The sequence below is a fragment of the Cupriavidus sp. SZY C1 genome, from assembly GCF_032190535.1.
GTDB classification, from domain to species: domain Bacteria; phylum Pseudomonadota; class Gammaproteobacteria; order Burkholderiales; family Burkholderiaceae; genus Cupriavidus; species Cupriavidus pauculus_C.
The window spans coordinates 190,446-213,758 of sequence record NZ_JAUANU010000002.1 but is presented as its reverse complement, the minus strand read 5'-3'; the positions used below and the strand labels follow the sequence as shown (position 1 = coordinate 213,758).

General features: G+C 67.2%; 18 protein-coding genes, 1 tRNA gene and 1 other RNA gene. 8 read left to right on the top strand and 12 right to left on the bottom strand.

What is annotated here, in order from left to right; translation table 11 throughout:
• The first annotated feature begins 2 nt into the window (after positions 1 to 2).
• Together gph and ssrA are read left to right on the top strand one after the other, a co-directional pair.
• Positions 3 to 659: a phosphoglycolate phosphatase gene (gene gph / locus QTN24_RS05070; protein WP_313835583.1), complete on the top strand. Its 657-nt coding sequence runs from the start codon at positions 3 to 5 to the stop codon at positions 657 to 659.
• Between the two features lie 88 nt (positions 660 to 747).
• Positions 748 to 1,107: a transfer-messenger RNA gene (gene ssrA / locus QTN24_RS05065) on the top strand.
• A 98-nt stretch (positions 1,108 to 1,205) separates the two neighbouring features.
• Here ssrA and QTN24_RS05060 read toward each other — a convergent pair.
• Positions 1,206 to 1,577, bottom strand: coding sequence for a hypothetical protein (locus QTN24_RS05060; protein WP_124682200.1), 372 nt, complete (start codon positions 1,575 to 1,577; stop codon positions 1,206 to 1,208).
• A 101-nt stretch (positions 1,578 to 1,678) separates the two neighbouring features.
• A complete protein-coding gene (locus QTN24_RS05055) occupies positions 1,679 to 2,872 on the bottom strand; it encodes a lytic polysaccharide monooxygenase (RefSeq protein ID WP_313835582.1) in 1,194 nt (397 codons plus the stop codon).
• A 205-nt stretch (positions 2,873 to 3,077) separates the two neighbouring features.
• On the opposite strand from QTN24_RS05055, the gene QTN24_RS05050 reads away from it, so the two are divergent.
• Positions 3,078 to 3,485 (top strand): hypothetical protein, encoded by a 408-nt coding sequence (locus tag QTN24_RS05050; protein WP_124682202.1) that lies wholly within the window; start codon positions 3,078 to 3,080, stop codon positions 3,483 to 3,485.
• 97 nt (positions 3,486 to 3,582) lie between these two features.
• On the opposite strand, the gene QTN24_RS05045 is transcribed toward QTN24_RS05050, so the two are convergent.
• Positions 3,583 to 4,053 carry a DUF1854 domain-containing protein gene (locus QTN24_RS05045; RefSeq protein WP_313835581.1) on the bottom strand — a complete coding sequence of 157 codons (471 nt, stop codon included), beginning with the start codon at positions 4,051 to 4,053 and terminating at the stop codon, positions 3,583 to 3,585.
• 22 nt (positions 4,054 to 4,075) lie between these two features.
• Positions 4,076 to 6,376, bottom strand: a complete 2,301-nt coding sequence (locus QTN24_RS05040; protein ID WP_313835579.1) for an ABC transporter ATP-binding protein — start codon at positions 6,374 to 6,376, stop codon at positions 4,076 to 4,078.
• A gap of 277 nt (positions 6,377 to 6,653) precedes the next feature.
• Between QTN24_RS05040 and cphA (QTN24_RS05035) the strand changes: the two genes are divergently transcribed.
• The 3 genes from cphA (QTN24_RS05035) to QTN24_RS05025 all read left to right on the top strand — a co-directional run bounded on the left by cphA (QTN24_RS05035) (position 6,654) and on the right by QTN24_RS05025 (position 12,577).
• Positions 6,654 to 9,305: a cyanophycin synthetase gene (gene cphA / locus QTN24_RS05035; protein WP_124682205.1), complete on the top strand. Its 2,652-nt coding sequence runs from the start codon at positions 6,654 to 6,656 to the stop codon at positions 9,303 to 9,305.
• 33 nt (positions 9,306 to 9,338) lie between these two features.
• Positions 9,339 to 11,918 (top strand): cyanophycin synthetase, encoded by a 2,580-nt coding sequence (cphA, locus tag QTN24_RS05030; RefSeq protein ID WP_313835578.1) that lies wholly within the window; start codon positions 9,339 to 9,341, stop codon positions 11,916 to 11,918.
• Positions 11,919 to 12,094: 176 nt separating this feature from the next.
• Positions 12,095 to 12,577 carry an SRPBCC family protein gene (locus tag QTN24_RS05025; RefSeq protein ID WP_124682207.1) on the top strand — a complete coding sequence of 161 codons (483 nt, stop codon included), beginning with the start codon at positions 12,095 to 12,097 and terminating at the stop codon, positions 12,575 to 12,577.
• On the opposite strand, the gene QTN24_RS05020 is transcribed toward QTN24_RS05025, so the two are convergent.
• The 4 genes from QTN24_RS05020 to QTN24_RS05005 all read right to left on the bottom strand — a co-directional run bounded on the left by QTN24_RS05020 (position 12,571) and on the right by QTN24_RS05005 (position 16,795).
• Positions 12,571 to 13,230, bottom strand: a complete 660-nt coding sequence (locus QTN24_RS05020) for an amino acid ABC transporter permease (protein ID WP_124682208.1) — start codon at positions 13,228 to 13,230, stop codon at positions 12,571 to 12,573. The genes QTN24_RS05025 and QTN24_RS05020 overlap by 7 nt on opposite strands.
• Before the next feature lie 246 nt (positions 13,231 to 13,476).
• Entirely contained in the window at positions 13,477 to 14,289 is an 813-nt protein-coding gene (locus tag QTN24_RS05015; protein ID WP_313835576.1) for a transporter substrate-binding domain-containing protein, read from the bottom strand.
• Positions 14,290 to 14,493: 204 nt separating this feature from the next.
• The gene (locus QTN24_RS05010) at positions 14,494 to 15,402 is read right to left on the bottom strand and encodes a glutamate/aspartate ABC transporter substrate-binding protein (RefSeq protein WP_313835574.1); all 909 of its coding nucleotides are present in this window, start codon (positions 15,400 to 15,402) and stop codon (positions 14,494 to 14,496) included.
• Between the two features lie 115 nt (positions 15,403 to 15,517).
• Positions 15,518 to 16,795, bottom strand: a complete 1,278-nt coding sequence (locus QTN24_RS05005) for a D-amino acid dehydrogenase (RefSeq protein ID WP_313835573.1) — start codon at positions 16,793 to 16,795, stop codon at positions 15,518 to 15,520.
• Positions 16,796 to 16,976: 181 nt separating this feature from the next.
• Between QTN24_RS05005 and QTN24_RS05000 the strand changes: the two genes are divergently transcribed.
• Positions 16,977 to 17,930 (top strand): LysR substrate-binding domain-containing protein, encoded by a 954-nt coding sequence (locus tag QTN24_RS05000; RefSeq protein WP_313835572.1) that lies wholly within the window; start codon positions 16,977 to 16,979, stop codon positions 17,928 to 17,930.
• A gap of 97 nt (positions 17,931 to 18,027) precedes the next feature.
• The gene (locus QTN24_RS04995) at positions 18,028 to 19,341 is read left to right on the top strand and encodes a hemolysin family protein (protein WP_313835570.1); all 1,314 of its coding nucleotides are present in this window, start codon (positions 18,028 to 18,030) and stop codon (positions 19,339 to 19,341) included.
• 136 nt (positions 19,342 to 19,477) lie between these two features.
• On the opposite strand, the gene QTN24_RS04990 is transcribed toward QTN24_RS04995, so the two are convergent.
• The 4 genes from QTN24_RS04990 to QTN24_RS04975 form a co-directional block, all read right to left on the bottom strand.
• Positions 19,478 to 19,567: transfer RNA gene (locus QTN24_RS04990), tRNA-Ser, on the bottom strand.
• Positions 19,568 to 19,651: 84 nt separating this feature from the next.
• Complete coding sequence (serS, locus tag QTN24_RS04985) at positions 19,652 to 20,959, bottom strand: serine--tRNA ligase (protein WP_313835569.1); 1,308 nt, start codon at positions 20,957 to 20,959, stop codon at positions 19,652 to 19,654.
• Between the two features lie 128 nt (positions 20,960 to 21,087).
• The gene (locus QTN24_RS04980; protein ID WP_313835568.1) at positions 21,088 to 21,780 is read right to left on the bottom strand and encodes a hypothetical protein; all 693 of its coding nucleotides are present in this window, start codon (positions 21,778 to 21,780) and stop codon (positions 21,088 to 21,090) included.
• Between the two features lie 124 nt (positions 21,781 to 21,904).
• Complete coding sequence (locus QTN24_RS04975; RefSeq protein ID WP_124682218.1) at positions 21,905 to 23,218, bottom strand: replication-associated recombination protein A; 1,314 nt, start codon at positions 23,216 to 23,218, stop codon at positions 21,905 to 21,907.
• Positions 23,219 to 23,313 lie beyond the last annotated feature (95 nt).

Genomic DNA, 23,313 nt, shown 5'->3' with positions numbered 1-23,313 from the left:
CGATGGCGAAGTTCGACGCGGTTTTCTTTGACCTCGATGGCACGCTGGCCGACACGGCCCCCGACCTGGCAGCAGCCGCCAACCGGCTCGTCGTCGAGCACGGCATGGCGCCGGTTGCCTACGAGAAGCTGCGCCCCGTGGCATCGCATGGCGCCCGCGGGCTGATTGGCGCGGCGTTCGGCAAGCGGCCCGAGGACCCCGAATTCCCGGCCCTGCGCGATACGTTCCTGAACTACTACGAGGCCGATATCGCCGTGCATACGCGGCTGTTCGACGGCATGGACGACGTGCTGGCGAAGCTGGAAGCGGCCGGCGTGCCGTGGGGCATCGTCACGAACAAGATCGCCCGGTTCACGGTGCCGCTGGTCGCGGCCATCGGCCTGGCGCCGCGCGCCGCCGCGGTGGTCAGCGGCGACACCACGCCGCACGCCAAGCCCCACCCTGCGCCGCTGCTCCATGCGGCCGAACTGAGCGGCGTGGCGCCCGGGCGCTGCCTGTACGTCGGCGACGACCTGCGCGACATCCAGGCCGGCAAGGCCGCCGGCATGGCCACGGTATCGGCGGCCTACGGCTACTGCGGCGACGCCGACCCGCCCGATACCTGGGGCGCCGACTACCTGATCCATCACCCCTCGGAACTGCTTGCATTGCTGGCCTGAGCCCCCAGTTCAGGTTAGGGAACCCCGGCGCGCCAGCGGCGTCGAAACCGGGTACAATCCGTTTTCTTTCGCGTTTGACTACGCACTTGGGGCCGACCTGGTTTCGACGTGGGTTGCAAAGCAGTGGAGGGCATACCGAGGACCCGTCACCTCGTTAATCAATGGGAATGCAATAACTGCTAACGACGAACGTTACGCACTGGCAGCCTAAGGGCCGCCGTCCTCGCACTGGCTCGCTGACGGGCTAGGGTTCGCAAGAACCAGCGAGGTCATTTACGTCAGATAAGCCCCGTCGGTGTCACGACTGCGGGGACGAAAACCAAGTGACTCGCCGTAACAGAGCGTGTTCGTCCGCGATGGTGCGGTTAAATCAAATGACAGAACTAAGTATGTAGAACTCTCTGTGGAGGGCTTGCGGACGCGGGTTCGATTCCCGCCGGCTCCACCAAACACACCTACCCCGGACATGCCGCACGTCCGGGGCCATGAACAAACGGGCCCTTGCGGCCCGTTTTTCTTTGCTCGATGCGCGGCCGGCGGCGCCGGTCAGTGCACCGCCGCGCCGTCCATCGGCATGCTCTGCAGCCGGGCGGCGTAGTAGCGGTCCACCGGCAGGCTCACGCCCAGGTGGCCGTACAGGTGCCGCGCGTTGTCGACCGAGCCGATCATGCCCGGCATCCACAACCGCTGCAGGCGCGCGTGCGGTTCGCCCGAGTGGGTGGCGAACGCATCCACGCCGTATTCCTGGATTGCCTTGAACAGCACCAGGCCCACCAGGTACATGTCGCCCGTATCGAGGGCGATTTCCGCCTGCGCGGTCCAGCGCGCGGCGCGATCTTCGATTTTGTCCGCTTCGGCAAAGCGTTCCGTCATGGTCGGCATGAACGCATCGCCGGGCGGGAGAAAGGTAAAGCTCATCAGACGGCTCCTGACCCCGTGTCTGAACAATGACGGCATTTTTCGCCGAAAACTGTAGAAATCGGAACCGATCCCTGCAGCTTCCGGCGAAAAAACAACACTTAGCGAATCACACGCCACAATGCCGGCGTCACGGCAGGGCTCCATCCTGCACCGCGCCACGCCGTATGGCGTTGCAGGCAGACGTAGCGCCGGCCCTGATAGGTCACGGCCTGACCGATTTCATAGGTCGGGCCTTCGCGCCATGTGTCCAGCGCGCGGCCGTCGACCTGGCCCGTGGCCGCCTGTCCGCCACCGCCGGACCGGCCGCTGGCGCTGGGCGCTTCCTTGTCGATCTCGAAACGGTAACCCGGGTAGGACTTGCCCAGGTACACGCGGTTCGCCGTGGCCGACTGCAGCGGCACGATGTTCGAGACCCCGTTGCGCGCCTGCAGTTCGCCGATGCGGAAGATCTGCGACTCCGCGTTCACCTTCTGGGCCAGCTGATAGGCCCAGGTGCGTGCCCGGGCGTTGCTTGCGGTGATGGTGAGCACATGCTTGCCAGCGTCGCGGCCGGCGCTGTCAAGCGCGCGGAACGTCAACTTGGTACCGGCCACGAGGTCGCCCATCGCGGCCAGCGGGCCTTGGTCTTCCCAGCCGATCTCGCGCACCGGCAGGCCGTCGCCCGGGAACCGCACGTCGGCACAGGCGTAGAACGCTTCCGGGCTGTCGCTACGCTGCCAGATGCTGTAGATCACGTGGCTGCCTTTCTTGCCCTTGGGGAGCTGCACGTTCATCCGGTAGCGGCCGCCCTCCTCGGTGGCCTGCGCGCCGGTGACCGTCGCAAATTCCTCAAGATCCTGCCAGCGCAGCGGCACGCCCGGGTCCCAGTCGTCGCGGGTGATGTAGTACTTGAAGTACTGGGTGGCGTGGCGGGCCGTGGCGCGCCAGACGAACGTGTAGTCGCCGGACGCCGTCGGGACGATGGACGTCTGCGGCCAGTCCAGCCGGGCGAGGTCCAGCCCGCGGAAGCTGGCCGATCCGCCCGAGCACAGCTCGCCATCGGCGACGAATGCCTTGTGGTTGCCGGCGGCGCTGCCCTGCCGGACGCCGTTCCAGTCGTAGAACTGCTGCGCGCCGCCCACGGCCCGGGCGGCCTGGCAGGCGCCGGACTTGGGCTGTTCGGCGCCTTCGCTGTAGCAGGTCAGCACGCGGCTGGCCGGGAGTTCCATCGTGCCGTGCGCGAATGCGGTCAGCGGCGTGGCCATCGCGGCGGCTGTCGCCAGCCCCGCCAATACGGCTCTGTTGAATTGCATGGTGTTTTCCTTGGTTCTGCGGGTCGGGATGCCGTGCAGAAGACGGCCGCGCGATTTGAACCGCTCGCCCATGCGCGAGGAATCGGATTTTTCTGAAACCGTCCGGTGCCATGCGGGTGGTCAATCCGATGACAATCCGAATCCATCGCGGCGTGCTGGTGACTGGGCGCTACAATAGGCCCGTCGTTCTCACCTTCCCGCCTTCATGTCCGAACACCCCCGCTTCACCGTCAACCGGTCCATGGTCATGCTGCTGCCCGAGCAGCCGTTCCTGGACTGGATCCAGGCCGTGGATCCCGAACCCGTGCCGACGCTGACGCTCGACGACGTGCGGGACGATGCCAGCGTCTTCCTGCTGCCCGACGAGGTGGCCGACACGTCCGAGAACGCCCTGCGCTGGGTCGAGAAGCGCTGGCAGTACTTCTTCGAATTCATGCTCGGCGAGTGGTTCGACGACTCGGTGTGGCCCGAGACCCTGACGCTCGACATGTTCCGCGAATGGTTCACCATCCGCTTCCATTCGATGGTCTGGGACATGGCGCCCGAATCGTCGATCGAGTACGAGGACTGGGACGGCGAGGACGACGACGACGCCCCGTCCGTCCTGCACTGACCGCCCCGCCACGCACGCACCAGGAAAAACGGCACGCCCAGGCGTGCCGTTTTCGTTGGCCAGGCTGCCCTGGCTGATGCGGTCGTCCGACCGGCGGTCAGAGAAACCGGTCCAGGATCTTGCGGCTGGGCTTGTCTAGCGCAAGCTGGTCGCGGATCAGGTAGTGGATACCGTGGCTGTCCGAGATCAGCAGGCAGGTACCGGTCAGCCGGCGGATGTCCTCCTCGCCGCGCAGCACGAGATCGGTCTGGCCGCGGTCCGTCTGCACGGTCCACGTGCTCGGCGTCGCATAGGTCGACACGCCCAGAATCTTCTGAATCTCGGGCATGAACTCGCGCGATGCCAGTTCTTCCTCGATCAGCTGGCGCGTCGGGCCCGGCAAGGCGGCGAGCCGGGGAATCCAGGCCAGTTCGTGGCCGTCGGTGCTCATCATGCCGACGCCGTCGTCGGCCGCCGAGATCGGGAAGGCGCGCACGGGCACCACGCCCTCGTACGGCGTGCCATCGGCCGTGGTCAGCACCAGCTTGCCGAGGCGGTTGCGAGTCAGGGTGAAATCGGGCGTCTGCATAGCCGTTTGCTCAAATGATCGATTACTGGGCACTGACCGGCTCCGCCGTCTCGGCGCGCTCGCCCGTGCCGGGCTCGTCCGCTTCCGCGTCGACGTTGCGCGCCTGCGCCTGATACAGCTTGTAGTAGGCGCCTTCGCGCGCCAGCAGTTCGTCGTGGCTGCCCACTTCGACGATCTGGCCGCGGTCCATCACCACCAGCCGGTCGGCCTTGCGCAGCGTCGACAGCCGGTGCGCGATGGCAATCGTGGTGCGGCCCTGCACGAGGTTGTCCAGCGCCTTCTGGATTTCCTTCTCCGTGGTGGTGTCCACCGACGACGTCGCCTCGTCCATGATCAGGATGCGCGGGTCGATCAGCAGCGCCCGGGCGATCGAGATGCGCTGGCGCTCGCCGCCGGACAGCGCCTGGCCGCGTTCGCCGACCAGCGAGTCATAGCCATGCGGCAGCCGCAGGATGAATTCGTGGGCATGCGCCGCGCGGGCCGCCGCGATGATTTCCTCGCGCGTGGCGTCCGGCTTGCCGTAGGCGATGTTGTCCGCGATGGTGCCGAAGAACAGGAACGGCTCCTGCAGCACCAGCCCGATATTGCGACGGAACTCGGACACCGGCAGCGAGCGGATATCAACGCCGTCCACCCGGATCGCCCCCTCGGAAACGTCGTAGAAGCGGCAGATCAGGTTGACCAGTGTGCTCTTGCCCGATCCGCTGTGGCCCACCAGCCCGATCATCTCGCCGGGCGCGATCGTCAGGTCCAGGCCGCGAATCACGGCGCGGTTGCCATAGCGGAAGCCAAGGTCGCGCATCTCGATGGCGCCTCGTACATTCTCCAGATGCACGGGCTTCTGCGGCTCGGGCACGCTGGACACATGGTCGAGGATGTCGAAGATCCGCTTGGCGCCGGCCGCCGCCTTCTGCGTGACCGACACGATGCGGCTCATCGAGTCCAGCCGCGTGTAGAAGCGGCTGATATAGGTCAGGAATGCCACCAGCACGCCCACCGTGATCGCATTGTGGCTGACCTGCCAGATACCGAAGATCCACACCACCAGCAGGCCCACCTCGGTCAGCAGCGTGACGGTGGGCGTGAACAGCGACCACACCGCGTTGACACGGTCGTTGATGGCCAGATTGTGGCGATTGGCCTCGCGGAACCGCACGACCTCACGCTTTTCCTGCGCGAACGCCTTGACCACGCGGATGCCCGGGATGGTGTCGGCCAGCACGTTGGTGATTTCGGACCAGATGCGGTCGATCTTCTCGAAGCCGTGGCGCAGGCGGTCGCGCACCAGGTGGATCATCCACGCGATGAACGGCAGCGGCACCAGCGTGACCAGCGCCAGCCACGGGTTGATGGAGATCAGGATGATGGATGTCATCGCGATCATCAGCACGTCGGTGGCGAAATCGAGCAGGTGCAACGACAGGAACACGCTGATGCGGTCGCTCTCGGAGCCGATCCGCGCCATCAGGTCGCCCGTGCGCTTGCCGCCGAAGTATTCGAGCGACAGCTTCAGCAGGTGCTCGTAGGTGGTGGTGCGCAGGTCGGCGCTGATGCGCTCGGACACGCGCGCCAGCAGGTAGGTGCGGGCCCAGCCCAGCGCCCAGGCCACCAGCGAGGCGCCGAGCAGGCCGGCCAGGTACAGCTTGACGAGGTCGTAGTCGATCGGCAGGCCGTTCTGATAAGGAATCAGAACCTTGTCCATCAGCGGCATGGTCAGGTACGGCGGCACCAGCGTGGCGGCCGTGCCCAGCAACAGCAGCATGAAGCCGCCGGCCAGTTGCCAGCGGTACGGCCGGGCAAAGCGCCACAGCCGCAGCAGCGCCCACGTCGACGGCGGGGTCTCCAGCTCGCGGCTGCATTGCGGGCACTGTTCCTCGCCCGGCGGAATCGGCGCCTTGCAGGTGGGACAGACATCGGCATCGGGCACGGCGGCATGGCCCGTGGCGAGCGTGTCGCGGCGCGCGTCGAACTGGTCGGCCAGCCGCAATGCGTCGGGATTGTAACCAAGCGTGTAGCGCCAGCTTGCCAGCCGGATCGGGCCGTCGGCCAGCTCCAGCGTGCCCACGCCGGCGTGGTCGCCATGGGTCAGGGTCAGGCCGGGGCCGATTTCCCAGCTTCGCAGGTCTTTTTCACCCGGGGCGCGAGAGATCAGACGACGATCCGTCACAACCAGCCACCCTTGGGTAAAATGCAGCCTTGCGTCCAGGTCCAGCATCAGCCCGGCCAGGACGGTTTCCCCGGGCAGCAGGCCGGCGCCGAGTTCGGCAGCCCAGGGACCATGCGGGCCGGGGTGGGTGGAAGCAGACGGGGAGGACTGGGTCATTGTTGGCGCAAAAAGCGATAAAAGCGCGTCCGCAGGCCCAAAAATGGATCAAATACGGACATAACTTGAAACAATTTAAGCGGTCAGCCAGGCTGGCGGCCCGCAATTTTGCCCGCAAGTATACATAACGCAAACAAGCGGGCGTCTTGGTGCGCTGCACAATGCGTTACCAGTCTCAAAAGGGATAACCGAGGGTCAACCCTGAGGCTACAGTAACGTTATTGAAAGGTTAGGCTTCCATTTCTCGGGCACTCGCCCACTGCCTCAAGCAAATGCAATGAAAAAGAAGGACATTGAGATTTTCGATGTCATGTCGCTGCGCGGCCCGAATATGTGGACATATCGGCCGGTGCTGGAGGCATGGGTCGACATCGGCGAACTGGAGGACTTTCCGTCCAACAAGATTCCCGGTTTCTACGAACGCCTGTCGGCCTGGCTGCCCACGCTGATCGAGCACCGCTGCAGCCCTGGCGTGCGCGGCGGCTTCCTGATGCGGCTGAAGGAAGGCACCTGGCCGGGCCACATCCTGGAACACGTCACGCTCGAACTGCAGAACCTGGCCGGCATGCCCGGCGGGTTTGGCAAGGCGCGCGAGACCCCGGTACGCGGCGTCTACAAGGTCATCGTGCGCGCCTGGCATGAAGAGGTCACGCGCGCGGCGCTGTTCACCGCGCGCGACCTGGTCATGGCCGCCATCGAGGACCGGCCGTTCGACGTCCCCGCGGCCGTGGACCACCTGCGCCGCCTGGTCGACGAACACTGCCTGGGCCCCAGCACGGCCTGCATCGTCGACGCCGCCGACGACCGCGACATCCCGTCGATCCGGCTGTCCGACGGCAACCTGGTGCAGCTTGGCTACGGCGCGCGCCAGCGCCGCATCTGGACGGCCGAGACCGACCGCACGAGCGCCATCGCCGAATCGATCTCGCGCGACAAGGACCTGACCAAAACGCTGCTGGAATCGTGCGGCGTGCCGGTGCCGGAAGGCCGCATGGTCGAAAGCCCCGAGGACGCCTGGGACGCCGCCGAAAGCATCGGCGTGCCCGTGGTGGTCAAGCCCTACGACGGCAACCACGGCCGCGGCGTGTTCACGAACCTGATGACGCGCGAGGAAGTGGAAACCGCCTACGGCGTGGCCATCGAGGAAGGCAACGGCGTGATCGTCGAGCGCTTCGTGCCCGGCAACGAGCACCGCCTGCTGATCGTCGGCGGCCGCATGGTCGCCTGCGCGATGGGCGAGACCGCGTCGGTCGTGGGTGACGGCCGCCAGACCATCGACGAGCTGATCGAATCGCAGATCAACTCCGATCCGCGCCGTGGCAGCACCGAGGACCACCCGCTGAACCGCGTGCGGCTGGATTCGGCCGCGCGGCTGGAACTGAAGCGCCAGGGCTATGCCGATGGCAGCGCCGTGCCGCCCGAGGGCCGCACCGTGCTGATCCAGCGCAACGGCAACGTGGCGTTCGACGTGACCGACCGCGTGCACCCCAGCGTGGCCGCGCATGCGGCGCTGGCCGCCCGCATCGTCGGGCTGGACATCGCCGGCGTGGACCTGGTGGCCGAGGACATCTCGCGCCCGCTGGCCGACCAGCGCGGCGCCATCGTCGAGGTCAACGCCGGCCCCGGCCTGCTGATGCACATCAAGCCCGCCGACGGCGAGCCGCGCCCCGTGGGCCGCGCCATCGTCGACCACCTGTTCCCGTCGCGCAACGGCGTGGACGATGACGGCCGCATCCCCGTGGTGGGCATCACCGGCACCAACGGCAAGACCGTGGTGGCCAAGCTCGTGGCGCGGCTGCTGCAGCTATCGGGCAAGCACACCGGCCTGGCCTGCAGCGACGGCCTGTTCCTGGACCGCCGCCAGGTGGAGAAAGGCGACCTGGGCGAGCGCGCGAGCTGGGAAGCCGGCCACCGCATCCTGATGAACCGCGCGGTGGAAGCCGCGGTGTTCGAGAACGACAGCGGCATGATCCTGTCGCAGGGCCTGCCCTACGACCGCTGCCAGGTGGGCGTGGTGACCAACTTCGGCCAGCCCGACCACCTGGGCGACTACTACGTCGAGGACGCGGACCGCATGTACAGCGTGCTGCGTACCCAGGTGGACGTGGTGCTGAAGACCGGCGCCGCCGTGCTGAACGCCGCCGACGCGCGCCTGGTCGAGATGGCCGAGCTGTGCGATGGCGACGTGATCTTCTTCGGCCTGTCCGCCGACCTGCCCGCCATCGTCGCCCATCGCGCCGCCGGCAAGCGCGCCGTGTTCGTGCGCGAAGGCAAGGTGGTCATGGCCACCGGCGGCAGCGAGACCGCGCTGACCGACGTGTCGGCCATTCCGCTGACCTACGCCGGCCGCGTCGCGTTCCAGATCGACAACGTGCTGGCCGCCGTGGCCACGGGCTGGGCGCTCGGCATCTCCAACGACCTCATCCGCGCCGGCATCGTCACGTTCGACGTGGGCCAGGTGGACGTGCCGGGCCGCTTCACGATGTTCGAGCGCCAGGGCGCCATGGTGATCGTCGACGACGCCCACAACGCCCCCGCGCTGGAAGCGCTGGCCGCCGCACTGGACCGCTTTCCGGCCGAGCGCCGCATGCTGGTGTTCGGCGCCGGCGTGCAGCGCCGCGACGAAGACCTGGTGCAGCAGGGCAAGGTCATCGGCAAGTCGTTCGATCGCGTGTTCCTGTGCGAGGACCACAGCGTGCGCCGCGACCTGCCCGACGCCGAGGCCCGCGCGCTGGTCAAGAAGGGCCTCTACGAGGGCCGCCGCGTGACCAAGATCATCGACGAAGGCGCGCGCCGCGCCGCGGTGGAAGCCGCGCTGTCGCAGCTTGTGGCGGGCGACCTGCTGGTCCTGCAGTGCGACGAGGGCTCCCCGGAGTCCACCGTCGAGCAGGTGCACCAGTGGATGGGCCGCAGCGGACGCCGCGCCTGATCCCGGCCCGAAGAACAACGGACAAACGATTCTATGGAAGTCTCTCGTATCCGGGCTCTGCGTGGCCCGAATCTCTGGTGCCGGCATACCGCCATCGAAGCCATCGTGGCCTGTTCGGACCAATCGCACCTGCTGGCCGAACTGCCCGGCTTCGAGGATCGCCTGCGGGCGCGCTTTCCGGCCATTCCGCCGATGCGCCCCGACGACGAAGCCGGCTCGCCCTCGATGGCCCACGCGCTGGAAGCCGCCGCGCTGGGCCTGCAGGCCGCAGCCGGCTGCCCGGTAACGTTCAGCCACGCCGCGCCGACGCTGGAACCGGGCACCTACCAGGTGGTGGTGCAGTACAGCGAGGAAGAAGTGGGCCGGCTGGCCTTTGAGCTGGCCGAGCAGCTTTGCCTGGCCGCGCGCGACGACAAGCCGTTCGACCTGGACGATGCGCTGCACCGCCTGCGCGAGCTGGACGAGGACGTGCGCCTGGGCCCCAGCACCGGCTCTATCGTCTACGCCGCCGTGGCGCGCGGCATCCCGTACCGGCGCCTGACGCAGGGCTCGATGGTCCAGTTTGGCTGGGGCAGCAAGCAGCGCCGCATCCAGGCCGCCGAGACCGACATGACCAGCGCGGTCTCGGAATCGATCGCGCAGGACAAGGAACTGACCAAGAGCCTGCTGCACGCGGCCGGCGTGCCGGTGCCACTGGGCCGGTCGGTGACCAGCGCAGAGGAAGCCTGGGCCGCCGCGCAGGAAATCAACGGCCCGGTGGTGGTCAAGCCGCGCGACGGCAACCAGGGCAAGGGCGTGGCGGTGCGCATCCGCACCCGAGAGGAAGTGATGACGGCCTATGAAGTGGCGGCCGACATCTCGTCGGACGTGCTGGTCGAGCGCTACATCCCCGGCCACGACTTCCGGCTGCTGGTCGTCGGCAAGCACCTGGTGGCCGCGGCCCGCCGCGACCCGCCGCAGGTGATTGGCGATGGCACGCACACGGTGCGCCAGCTCGTGGAGGAAGTGAACCGCGACCCGCGCCGGGGCGAGGGCCATGCCACGTCGCTGACCAAGATCCGCTTCGACGACATCGCGCTGGCCACGCTGGCCAAGCAGGGCCTGTCCGCCGACGCCGTGCCGGCCAAGGGCGTGCGCGTGGTGCTGCGGAACAACGCCAACCTGTCGACGGGCGGCAGCGCCACCGACGTGACCGACGACGTCCACCCGGACATCGCCGCGCGCGCCGTGGCGGCGGCCCAGATGGTGGGGCTGGACATCTGCGGCGTGGACGCCGTGTGCGAGACGATGCTCAAGCCGTTCGAGGAACAGGCCGGCGGCATCGTCGAGGTGAACGCCGCGCCGGGGCTGCGCATGCACCTGCAGCCGTCGTACGGCAAGGGCCGCGCCGTGGGCGAGGCCATCATCTCGACCATGTTTGCCGACGGCGACGATGGCCGCATCCCCGTGGTGGCCGTCTCGGGCACCAACGGCAAGACCACGACCGTGCGGCTGATCACCCATATCCTGGCCTCCAACGGCCTGCGCATGGGCATGACCGGCACCGACGGCGTGTACATCCAGGGCCAGCGCATCGACACCGGCGACTGCAGCGGCCCGCGCAGCGCCCGCAACGTGCTGCTGCATCCCGACGTGGACGCCGCCGTGTTCGAGACGGCCCGTGGCGGCCTGCTGCGCGAGGGCCTGGCCTTCGACCGCTGCGACGTGGCCGTGGTGACCAACGTGGGCGAAGGCGACCACCTGGGCCTGTCGTTCATCAGCACCGTCGAAGACCTGGCCGTGCTGAAGAGCGTGATCGTCCAGAACGTGGCGCCGCACGGCATGGCCGTGCTGAACGCCGCCGACCCGATGGTCGCCCGCATGGCCGACGCCTGCCCGGGGTCAGTCACGTTCTTCGCCCATGACGCCGGCCTGCCGACGATGGCGCTGCACCGCGCCCAGGGCAAGCGCGTGGTGTTCGTGGAAGGCGCCGAGATCGTGGCCACCGAAGGCGAGACCAGCGTGCGGTTTGCGCTGGCCGACATTCCGCTCACGCGCAATGGCTCGATCGGCTTCCAGGTGGAAAACGCGATGTCGTCGATCGCCGCCGCCTGGGCGCTGGGCATCGACTGGAACGTGATCCGCCGCGCGCTGGCCACGTTCGCGAGCGACGCCGCCACGGCGCCGGGCCGCTTCAACGTGTTCGACTACAAGGGCGCCACGCTGATTGCCGACTACGGCCACAACCCCGACGCGATCCAGGCGCTGTGCAACGCCGTGCAGACCATGCGCTCGAACAAGCGCGTGGTGGTGATCAGCGGCGCCGGCGACCGCCGCGACGAGGACATCCGCAAGCAGACGCAGATCCTGGGCGGCGTGTTCGACGAGGTCGTGCTGTACCAGGACCAGTGCCAGCGCGGCCGTGAGGACGGCGAAGTGCTGGCGCTGCTGCGCGAGGGGCTGGTTGGCGCGCAACGCACCCGCCACACCGAGGAAATCCGCGGCGAGTACCTGGCCATCGACACGGCCCTGTCCCGCCTGCAGCCCGGCGACCTGTGCCTGATCCTGATCGACCAGGTGGAAGACGCGCTGGACCACATCGCCCGGCGCATCGCGGAAACGTCGCAGGCCTGAGGACGTTCGCTACCTCTGGTTTGCGCCCCTCTCCCGCCCGCGGGAGAGGGGCCCGGGAAGCGCGCCAGCGCACCAAATCGCGCGCCAAACCCCGCATCCCCCGGTATCACCCCCTCCCCCACACCCCCCCGCCAAGCGCATAATAGGCGCCACCTTCCACGCAGGGAGACGCCTCCATGACCACCCCGCAGACCATCGTCGTCACCTATATCGCCGCCACGCCGGAACAGGTCTGGCAGGCGCTGACCGACCCGGCCCAGAGCGTGCGCTACTTCTTTGGGCGCCGCGTGGAATCGGACTGGCAGCCGGGCAGCCCGTTCGTGCTGCGGATGGAGGACGGCAAGGTGGATTCGCAGGGCGTGGTGCTGGCCGCCGAGCCGCCCTACCGGCTGTCGGTGACGTGGCGCGTGGAATGGCTGGAGGCGTTCCGCCAGCTACCCGAGGTCGTGGTCACCTGGCAGGTCGACGCGCTGGGCGACGAGGCGGTGCGGCTGACGGTCAGCGAGCTGCATCAGGAGCCCGTGGACGCGCAGATCCTGCAAGGCGGCCGCAACGGCTGGCCGCTGATCCTGGCCGGGCTCAAGACGCTGCTCGAAACGGGCCGCCCGCTCAACGTCGAGGCGCCCAAGCCGCCGCCCGCGCCCCAGCCCGCTCAGTGACGCGACGGCAGCGACAGGCGCCGCTCCATCACGTGCTGCACGGCCGATAGCGCCGTGCTCAGGATCCAGTAGATCGCGGCGGCCGCCAGGTACAGCGGCAGCGGCTGGTAGGTCGCGGCGATGATTTCCTGCGAGGTCCGCAGCAGTTCCGTCACCGTGATCACCGACACCAGCGACGTGTCCTTGATCAGGCTGATCAGGCTGTTCGACAGGCTCGGCACCGCCAGCCGCAGCGCCTGCGGGCCCACCACGAGGCGCAGCGTCTGCACGGGCGTCATCCCCAGGCTGTAGGCGGCCAGCCACTGGCCGCGCGCCACGCCCAGGATGGCGCCGCGCATGCTTTCCGACAGATACGCCCCCACGTTGAGGCTCAGCGTCAGCACGCCGGCCGGCGTGGGCTCCAGCGCGATGCCGATGCCCGGCAGCCCGTAGTAGACGACGAAGATCTGCACCAGCAGCGGCGTGCCACGCATGATGCTGACGTACACCCAGGCAATCCCTTTCAGAATCCTCTGATGGCCAATGCCCATCAGCGCGACCACCATACCGATCGGGAGACCGAACGCCATCGACAGCACGGCAAACTTCAGCGTGAGCAGCGTGCCCTGCAGCAAGACGGGCAGCGAATCGATGACGAGTTGGAGCGCGGACATGGGGCGGTTCGAATTCGACTGGGCGTGGAATGCCGCGATCATACGTGATCGGGAGCGCGGGCGGCGGCGTGGGGATAGCGCGGGGACGGGCGCAGGAAGGGGGTGATGGGCAGGCTGCGGGAAAAACATTGGCCGGGACGCGCCCGGCCATCGGGCCAGAAGCGGCCGGACGACGGTCCGGCGCCCCTGGCCAGGGAGGAAACGACGCGGCAGACGCCCCAGAGGCGCCGGACGCGCTTGGGCCGGTTACTTGGCCGGCTTGGTCACGTCCGAGCCGAACCACTTGTTCGACAGCTTGGCCAGCGTGCCATCGCGGCGCAGGTCGTCCAGCGCCTTGTCGATCGCGGCGGCGAACTTGGGGTTGTCCTTGCGGAACGGGATGGCGACCTCGCTGTTGGCGCCCGGCAACACCGCGCCCGGACGCAGCGGCAGGTTGGCCTGCTTGATCAGGTAGTTGACCATCAGGCGGTCGTTCAGCGCCGCGTCCACGCGCTGGGCGGCCAGGTCGCGCAGGTACTCGGGGGCACCCGGGTAGGTCTTGACGTCGATGCCGGGCACCGACTTGGCGAGGTCGTTGTAGTTGCTGCCCAGGCTGACGCCGAGCTTGTGGCCCTTCAGCGCGTCCAGCGACGCGAATTCGCGCTTGTCGTCCTTGCGCTGGATAAGCTGGGCGGCCGAGTAGACGTACGGCGTCGAGAAGTCCAGCACCTGCTTGCGCTGCGGGGTGACCGACACCTGGTTGACGATGATGTCGAACTTGCCGGCCTGCAGCCCGGCGATGATCGCGCTCCATTCGGTGGTCACGAACTCGGGCTTCACGCCGAGCTTGCCGGCCACGGCGCGGGCCACGTCGACGTCAAAGCCGTCCAGCTCGTTGTCGGCGCCGCGATAGCCGAACGGCGGGTAGGTTCCTTCGAGCCCGACCTTGAGCACGCCGGCCTGCTTGACGGTGTCCAGCAGGTCAGCGGCATGGGCGGCCGTGGCGGCCATGCCGGTGGCGCCGGCCACCAGTGCGGTAGCCAGCAGGGACTTGAACCAACCCGATCGAATCGTTCGCATATCTTCTCCAGTGGGATGCGGTGGCGTTGCCGGTGCCCCTTTTGAGGGAATGCCGGCGGCTCTAGGAGCCTATAACGGGCTCAAAGGTACCGCAAATACTATCGAGGGCGAAATAACGATTGGATATGGTTATATAACTGGTTCTGCACTGCAGCCGCCGCCCGCTGGCAGGCGGAGGACGGCCGCGGCGTCAGGGACAGCGGCTTACTGGAACGCCTTGTCGTTCGGCTCGGCGAACAGTTGCTTCATTTCCGGCGACAGCGCGTAGTTCATGTTGATATTGCGCGGCGGAATCGGCTGCAGGAACCACTTGGTATACAGCTTCTCGGCCCGGCCGCTCTTCTGGATGTCGGCCACCACGCCGTCCACGAGTTGCTTGAACGACGGATCGTCCTTGCGGAACATGCAGGCGTAGTTCTCGGTCTGCAGCGGCGTGCCCGCCACCACCCAGTCGCCGGCGTTCTTGGCCTTGGTGCGCTCGCCGTACAGCAGCGGCTCGTCCATCACGAACGCGGCGGCGCGGCCCGATTCCAGGATCAGGAACGCCTGGCCATGGTCCTTGGCGCTGGTCAGATTCATGTTCCAGCCCTCGCCGTTCATCTTCACCAGCAGGCGCTCGCCGGTGGTGCCGGCCGTGGTGACCACGTTCTTGCCCTTGAGCTGCGGGAAGTCCGTCACGCCCGAGTCCTTCTTGGTCAGCATGCGGATGCCGTAGATGAACAGGCTGTTGGAGAAGGCCACCTGCTTCTGGCGCTCGGTGTTGTTGGTGGTGCTGCCGCACTCGATGTCGAGCGTGCCGTTCTGCATCAGCGGGATGCGGTTCTGCGACGTGATCGGCGTCATCTTGACCTGCAGGTTCGGCATGTTCAGCGTCGACTTCACCTTGTCGACGATGGCCAGCAGGTAGTCGTGGGAATAGCCCATGACCTGGTTGCCGTCCGAGTACGAGAACGGGATCGACGATTCGCGGTAGCCCAGCGAAATCACGCCGCTGTCCTTGATCTTCTTGAGCGTGTCGCCATCGGCGGCGTGGGCGCCGGCGGCCGCGCCAGCCAGCAGGACGGCGGCGGCCAGGCGATGGAGGGGGGTTGAACGGACAGACAGTGACTTCATGGTTCGCTCCTTCAAGGGGCTTGGTTTAATAGCTATCGATATCGAGGCAATCTCACTACCCAACGTACTGCGCACTTCCAGCACTTCCAGCACAACCCGTGTTGCGCCGGCCCGGTCAGGCCGACACTGCACTGAAATCTTCCGTCCCGATGGCCGGCGTGCGGCCCGCCAGCCGGTCGGCCAGCAGGCCCGCGCTGCCCATGGCCAGCGTGAACCCCAGCGCGCCGTGGCCCAGGTTCAGCCAGAGCCCCGGCAGCCGCGACGGGCCGATCATCGGCAGCCCGGTCGGCGTGGCGGGGCGCAGGCCGGCCCAGGGCTGCAGGGCGTCCAGGCCGGCGCCGTTCGTCACGTTGCCGAACACTGCCCGCGTCTGCGTGACCAGCGTCTGGGCGCGCTCGCGGTCCACCACGGCCCCGCCGCGCACGATGTCGGCCATGCCCGCCACGCGCAGCGTGTTGCCGATGCGGGCGTAGACGATCTTGTTCGCGAAGTCCGTCACGCTGATGTGCGGCGCCCGCGCCCCGTCGGCAATCGGCACCGTGATGCTGTAGCCCTTGAGCGGCCACAGCATCGGCCGGATGCCGGCGGGCCGCAGCAACGGCACGCTGCCGATGCCGCCGGAGACGATCACCACGTCGGCCGGGATGTCGCCCTGGTCGGTGCGCAGGCCGGTCACGCGCTCGCCCTGCCGCCTCAGCGCCGTCACCCGCGTGCCGAACTGCAGCGTCACGGCCCGGTTGCCTTCCAACAGGTGGGCCAGCGACACGCAGAAGCGATGGCAATCGCCCACTTCCTCGCTTGGCGTGTAGATCGCGCCGGCGATGTCGTCGCGGATGCCGGCCAGCGCCGGCTCCAGCGCCACCGTCGCGTCGCGGTCCAGCGCCTGCTGCTCGCAGCCCAGGCTCGCCTGGTAGTCCAGCAAGCGGCATGCCGAGTCGTAGGCCGCCGCGTCGCGGTGCACCACGAGCTTGCCGCGCCGCGCGAAATCAAAGCCGCCGCCCTCCTCGCGCGCCTCGGGGCGGTTCACGAAAGCCTGCATCAGGTCCCGCGAATAAAACGCCAGCCGCAGCAGCTTGCGCGTGGTGGCTTCGCTCGTCGTGGCATTGCACGCCAGCATGAACGCCATCAGCCAGCGCCACTGCCCGGCGTCCATCGACGGGCGGAAGCGCATCGGCGAGTCGCGGTCCAGCAGCCAGCCCGGCACCTTCGACAGCACGCCCGGCCCGGCCAGCGGCGCCACGTAGCTGTAGCTGAGCTGCCCGCCGTTGGCGAAACTGGTTTCCTCCCCCGGGCCGTCGTGACGCTCCACCACCGTCACCTCATGGCCGTCGTTGGCCAACCGCCACGCGGTGGTCATGCCGACCACGCCGGCGCCCACGATCGCTACCCGCATCTGACTTGCCTTGCCTTCCCGTTTCGACGATGGGCCAGAGCGTAGAGCACCGGACGCGGCTTGCCCAATGCCAATACGTGCCAGAATATGTCCCCAGGCTATGGGCGCCGCCACCCGGGTCTACCCGTAGTGCAGAGCACCATTTTTTCTCCCCCTCCCCGCCCCCTTCCGCACCACAACGATGCGCCTGCGCCAGATCGAGGTTTTCCGTGCCGTCATGCTGACCGGCACCGTCAGCGAGGCCGCCCGCCTGCTCCACGTCTCCCAGCCGGTGGTGACGCGCGTGCTGCAGCACGCCGAGGCGTCGCTCGGCTTCCGCCTGTTCGACCGCCAGCGCGGCAGGCTGCAGCCCACGCCCGAGGCGCAGGCGCTCTATGGCGATGTCGAAAGGCTATATGGCGAGATCGAGCGCGTGCGGCGCGTGTCCGAAAGCCTGCGCCACAAGGGCGCGGGACGGCTGCGCGTGGCCGCCACGCCCAGCCTGGCCAACCCGCTGCTGGTGCCCGCGGTACGCCGCTTCTGCGCGCGCCATCCCGAGACGCAGGTGCAGGTGCTGACGCACCACACCAACGAGATCATGGCGGCGCTGCTGGCCAACCAGATCAACGTCGGATTCGCGTTCTCGCCGCCGCGCCACGAGGCAATCACCAGCGCGCCGGTGGCCGCCGGCCGGATGCTGCTGGCCGTGCCGCGCACCCGGCCGCTGCCCTCGGGCGGCCGGCGCGGCACGGTGGCCATCCGCAAGGTTCTGGAGCGGCCGTTCATCGGCTATGACGACGACAGCTCGCTGGGGCTGCTGGTTCGCCAGACGCTGGCGCGCCACGCGCTGGAGCCGCAGTCGACGCTGGAGGTGCAGACCTACTCGCTGGCGCTGGCGCTGGTCGATGCCGGGCTGGGCCTGACGCTGCTGGACCAGTACACGGCGCTCAGCGCCAACCCGGCGCACGTGGCGCTGCACGACCTGCAGCCGGAACTGGCGTTCGAGATCCACATGCTGCGCGCCAGCCATCGCGGGGCGTCGAGTCTGGTCGACGACATGCAGGCCCAGTTCGCCGCCGCCGCGGCGGCGCTGGCCGCCACGCTTGGCGACCGCCTGGAGGTGCCGGCCGTGCAGTTCGAGCCGGCGCCGCGCTGATCCGCCCGGCGGCAGGCCCGGCGTTGCGCAGACAATTGACAGCCCACCACGCTGTGCACCATCATCGACACGCCCCGACCGGCGCGTGAGCTTCTTTATGTTCGTCCTGACCCTAGTTCTCCTGGTGCTGGCGAGCGCGTTCTTCTCGATCTCCGAGATCGCCCTGACCGCGGCCCGGCGCACCAAGCTCCAAGTCCTCTCCGAACGCGGCGACCGCCGCGCCACCAAGGTATTGCTGCTCAAGGAAGAGCCCGGCAATTTCTTCACCGTCGTCCAGATCGGCGTGAACAGCGTGGCGATCCTGGCCGGTATCCTCGGCGAGAAACACGTCTCCGACCTGCTGTTCGACGCCCTGCTGCCATGGCTGAGCCCCGACGTGGCCCAGCGGACGGCCAACATCGGCTCGTTCCTGGTCGTGACGCTGCTGTTCATCCAGTTCGCCGACCTGATTCCCAAGCGGGTGGCGATGACCTTCCCGGAAGCGTGCGCGGTCAACGTGATCGGTCCGATGCTGACGCTGCTGAAGGTCTTCAAGCCCGTGGTGTGGGTGTTCAACGCCGCAGCCGACGCGATGCTGAAGCTGCTGGGCATCCCGACCAAGCCCGTGGACCAGATCACCACCGAGGACATTGCCGCGATGGTCGACGCCGGCGCCGAGGCCGGCGTGCTGCACAAGCACGAGCTGCACCTGATCGAGAACGTGTTCGAGCTGGATTCCAAGCCGATCACCGCGATCATGGCGCCGCGCGACGACGTGGTGTTCCTGACGCTCGACGAGTCCGCCGACAGCGTGCGGCGCAAGCTGGTCAACCAGCCCCACGCGCAGTACCCGGTCTGCGGCAAGACCATCGACGACGTGCTGGGCTACATGGATTCGAAAGACATCCTGCAGTTGCTGCTGGCCAACGAGAATGCGTCGGTGCTGGGCGACATCGGCAAGCACTACGACAAGAACGTGCTGGTGATTCCGGACACGCTGACGCTGTCGGAGTCACTGACGCGCTTCCGCGAGATGCACGAGAGCTTTGCGGTGGTGATGAACGAGTACGGGCTGGTGGTGGGCATCGTCACGCTGGACGACATCGTCGGGGCGCTGATGGGCGACATCCTGTATTCGGCCGAGGACGAGCAGATCGTGCGGCGCGACGCCACGTCGTGGCTGGTCGACGGCCTGACGCCGCTGGTGGACCTGAAGAAGGCGCTGGAACTGGACACGATCCCCGGCGACGACTACGTCGACACGGCCGCCGGGCTGGTCATCTACGCGCTGAAGCGGATTCCGAAGAAATCGGAGTCGATCACCGTGGCAGGCTTTCGCTTCGAGGTGCTGGACATCGACCACCACAAGATCGACCAGTTGCTGGTGTCGCGCCTGGAAGCGGCCGGCACGGGAACGGCAGGTGGGGCGTGATCCTTTGAATCCGTAAGCCCGCCAGCCGGGCGACGCCCAAAACAAAACCGACGCCTGTTTTCACAGTGCGTCGGTTCGAGTTTTACTACGCTGTTTTTATCCGCCGGTGGTCGAATCAATCGGCAGCTTTTTGTTTTGGCGGAGAGGGTGGGATTCGAACCCACGGTACCGTTGCCGGTACGCCTGATTTCGAGTCAGGTACATTCGACCACTCTGCCACCTCTCCGGTAACTGGGTCGTTGCGTAAGCAGCGAAACCAAGATTATAGGGACACTGCCACGCCGAGCGCAAGCCCCTTTTCGGAAAATTTTTATGCTTCCGGTTCCAGGCGCTCGATGCCGCCCATGTACGGCTGCAGCGCCTTGGGCACGGTCACGGAGCCGTCGGCATTCTGGTAGTTCTCCAGGATCGCCACCAGCGTCCGGCCCACGGCCAGGCCCGAGCCGTTCAGCGTATGCACCAGTTCCGGCTTGCCCTGCCCGGCCCGCGCGCGGGCCTGCATGCGGCGCGCCTGGAAATCGCCCATGTTCGAGCACGAGCTGATCTCGCGGTACGTGTTCTGGGCCGGGATCCACACCTCGATGTCGTAGGTCTTGGTGCTGCCAAAGCCCATGTCGCCCGTGCACAGCACGACGGTGCGGAACGGCAGTTCCAGCTTCTTCAGGATGGCCTCGGCGTGGCCGGTCATCTGCTCCAGCGCGTCCATCGACTGCTCGGCCGGTACCACCTGCACCATCTCGACCTTGTCGAACTGGTGCTGGCGGATCATGCCGCGCGTGTCCTTGCCGTACGAGCCGGCTTCCGAGCGGAAGCACGGCGTATGGGCCACGAAGCGCAGCGGCAGCTTCTCGGCCGCGACAATCGCGTCGCGCACCATGTTCGTCAGCGGCACCTCGGCGGTCGGGATCAGGTAGAAGTTTTCGATCGTGTCCTGGCCGTCGTCGCCACCCACCTTGCGCGGCACCTTGAACAGGTCGTCCTCGAACTTCGGCAACTGGCCGGTGCCCCGCATCGACGCGGCATTGACGATGTACGGCACGTACATCTCGGTGTAGCCGTGCTCCAGCGTGTGCGTATCGACCATGAGCTGCACCAGCGCGCGGTGCATCCGCGCCACGCCGCCGCGCAGGAACGCAAAGCGCGACCCGGTGACCTTGGACGCCGTCTCGAAGTCCAGCCCCAGTCGGGCGCCCACGTCGACATGGTCCTTGACCTCGAAATCGAACGCCCGCGGCGTGCCCACACGGCGCACCTCGACGTTCTGGGTCTCGTCCTTGCCCACCGGCACGCTCTCGTGCGGCAGGTTCGGGATCGACATCATCGCGTCGCCAAGCTGGCCCTGGATCTGCGCCAGCCGCTCGGCCGACGCCTTCAGCGTATCGCCAATCCCGGCCACCTCGGCCATCGGCGCCGAAGCGTCCTCGCCCTTGCCCTTGAGCATGCCGATCTGCTTGCTGAGCGCATTGCGGCGCGCCTGCAGGTCCTCGGTCTGCGTCTGCAGTTGCTTGCGTTCGGCCTCCAGGGCCTGGAACGTGGCCACGTCGAGTTGAAAGCCGCGCGTAGCCAGGCGCTGGGCCACGGCGTCGATGTCTTTGCGGAACAGCTGGATGTCGAGCATGTTGCTTGGGAGTCGTGTGCAGTACCGGCGACATGCCGGCGAACGCGACATTTTACTGCACCGGCATGACCCCACGGGACCGAATCTGGCGGGATTTCGGGGTCTTGTTCCGGGGAGAACGGCCTCCGTCAGCCGCCGGCGGGTCGGGGAGGCACTTCGGCATTGTCCCCCGCGGGTTCCGGGTCTTCCGGCTGCACAAGGAATAGCCAGTCCGCCCACTCCTCATCCGACATATACGAACGCGTCCGTCCCCGCCACGTCTCCAGGAATTGCCGCTTCTCGACCGAACTCAGGCTTTTCCAGTACGGATCCCAGACATGAGCAACCCAGAATTCGGGATTGCCTTGGGTATAGGGAACCGGCCCCACGTCATACCAGACCACCCAGGGCGGAGGCGGACCGAGTTTCGCCACGGCCAGTGCCTTGATCAACGAAAAGTCATTGGTCAGCAGGCGAATATTCCTGCCGCCGAACTCATCGTCATGCGCGAAGAAGGTATGGGCGCCGTCCCTCTCGTAGTGATAGGGCAAGATCTCCGTCCGCCCCTGCCTGATCAGATTGACACAACGGGGAAAGGCGTCGATCTCGATATGCAGTGTCACGAGGAAAGCTTCGAGCCCGTGGCTGCGCAGCAATTCCACCATCGGATAATCGACAAAGGAATTACCGACGGGCTGCCGGAATAGGCCCTTCAGGGTGTCCACCGGAACCCCGAACACGCGAGAAAGCGCCTCCAGCCGCCCTTTCTCGTAGTCCGACAGAAACCGAGCCTCCCGCCTTTCCCTCGCGATTTTCTCGATGGCACGCATCAACGAGAACATGGACTTTTCTACTGTCGGAATAGAGAAACGCGGCAGTTATCACGGCAGCGCCAGCCCCGCCAGTCGGCAGGGACTTTGTTATTCATCCAGTTGCGTTGGATTAAAAATCGGCTCGGGCAGCACCTTATTTCCCCCCCGCCTCCTCGTCCCACTTCCGCAGCAAGGCGAGTTTCTCCCCGATCTTGAGCTCCAGCCCACGGGGCACCGGTTGATACCAGTTCGGCGCGGTCATGCCGTCCGGGAGATAGGTTTCCCCGGCGGCGTAGGCATTGGGCTCGTCATGCGCATATCGGTAGGCATGGCCATAGCCCAGTTCCTTCATGAGCTTGGTCGGTGCGTTCCGGAGATGGACTGGAACCGCCCGGCTCTTGTCCTGCTTGACGAACGCGCGCGCCTGGTTATAGGCGTTATAACCAGCGTTGCTCTTGGGGGCGACGGCCAGATAGATGACCGCCTGACCCAGCGCCAGTTCGCCCTCCGGGCTGCCCAGCCGCTCGTAGGTCAGGGCTGCGTCGTTGGCAATCTGCATGGCTCGCGGATCGGCGAGGCCGATATCCTCCCAGGCCATGCGGACGATGCGCCGGGCCAGATACCGGGGGTCGGCGCCGCCGTCCAGCATGCGCGTCAACCAGTAGAGGGCGGCGTCCGGATGCGACCCTCGCACCGACTTGTGCAACGCGCTGATCTGGTCATAAAACGCGTCGCCGCCCTTGTCGAAGCGGCGCAGGTTCTCGGACAGCGCGCTGCCCAGCAGGGCCGTGTCGATGGTTGCCACGCCGGCATTGCGGGCGGCGCGCACCACGATCTCGATGTTGTTGAGCAGCTTGCGGCCGTCGCCGTCGGCCGAGCCGACGATCAGGCCCAGGGCCTCGTCGTCCCACTGCACGCCGCCCAGTTCCTCGCTGGCGCGCAGCACGAGCTGCCGCAGTTCGGCCTCGTCCAGGCTCTTGAGCACGTACACCGCCGCGCGCGACAGCAGCGCGCCGTTGACCTCGAACGACGGGTTCTCCGTGGTGGCGCCGATGAACACGAACAGCCCGCTTTCCACGTGCGGCAGGAAGGCGTCCTGCTGGCTCTTGTTGAACCGGTGCACCTCGTCCACGAACACCAGCGTGCGGCGGCCATGGGCGCGGTATTGCTCGGCGCGCTCCACGGCCTCGCGGATGTCCTTGACGCCCGACAGCACGGCCGACAGCGCGATGAACTCGGCATCGAACGCGCTGGCCATCAGCCGGGCCAGCGTGGTCTTGCCCACGCCGGGCGGGCCCCAGAGGATCATCGAATGGGGTTCGCCCGATTCGAATGCCACGCGCAGCGGCTTGCCGGCGCCCAGCAGGTGCTGCTGGCCGATGACTTCGTCGATATTGCGCGGGCGCAGGCGCTCCGCCAGCGGTTGCCGGGAACGTTCGGGAGGGTCGGAGAACAACGAATCCGCCACGGTCTGGAGCCTTTCAGTCTGGTTGCGGCCGCCGCAGCGGCGCGGAACGCCACAGTGTAGACCATCGGCCGGCGGTCACTTTTTTTGGCGTGCGG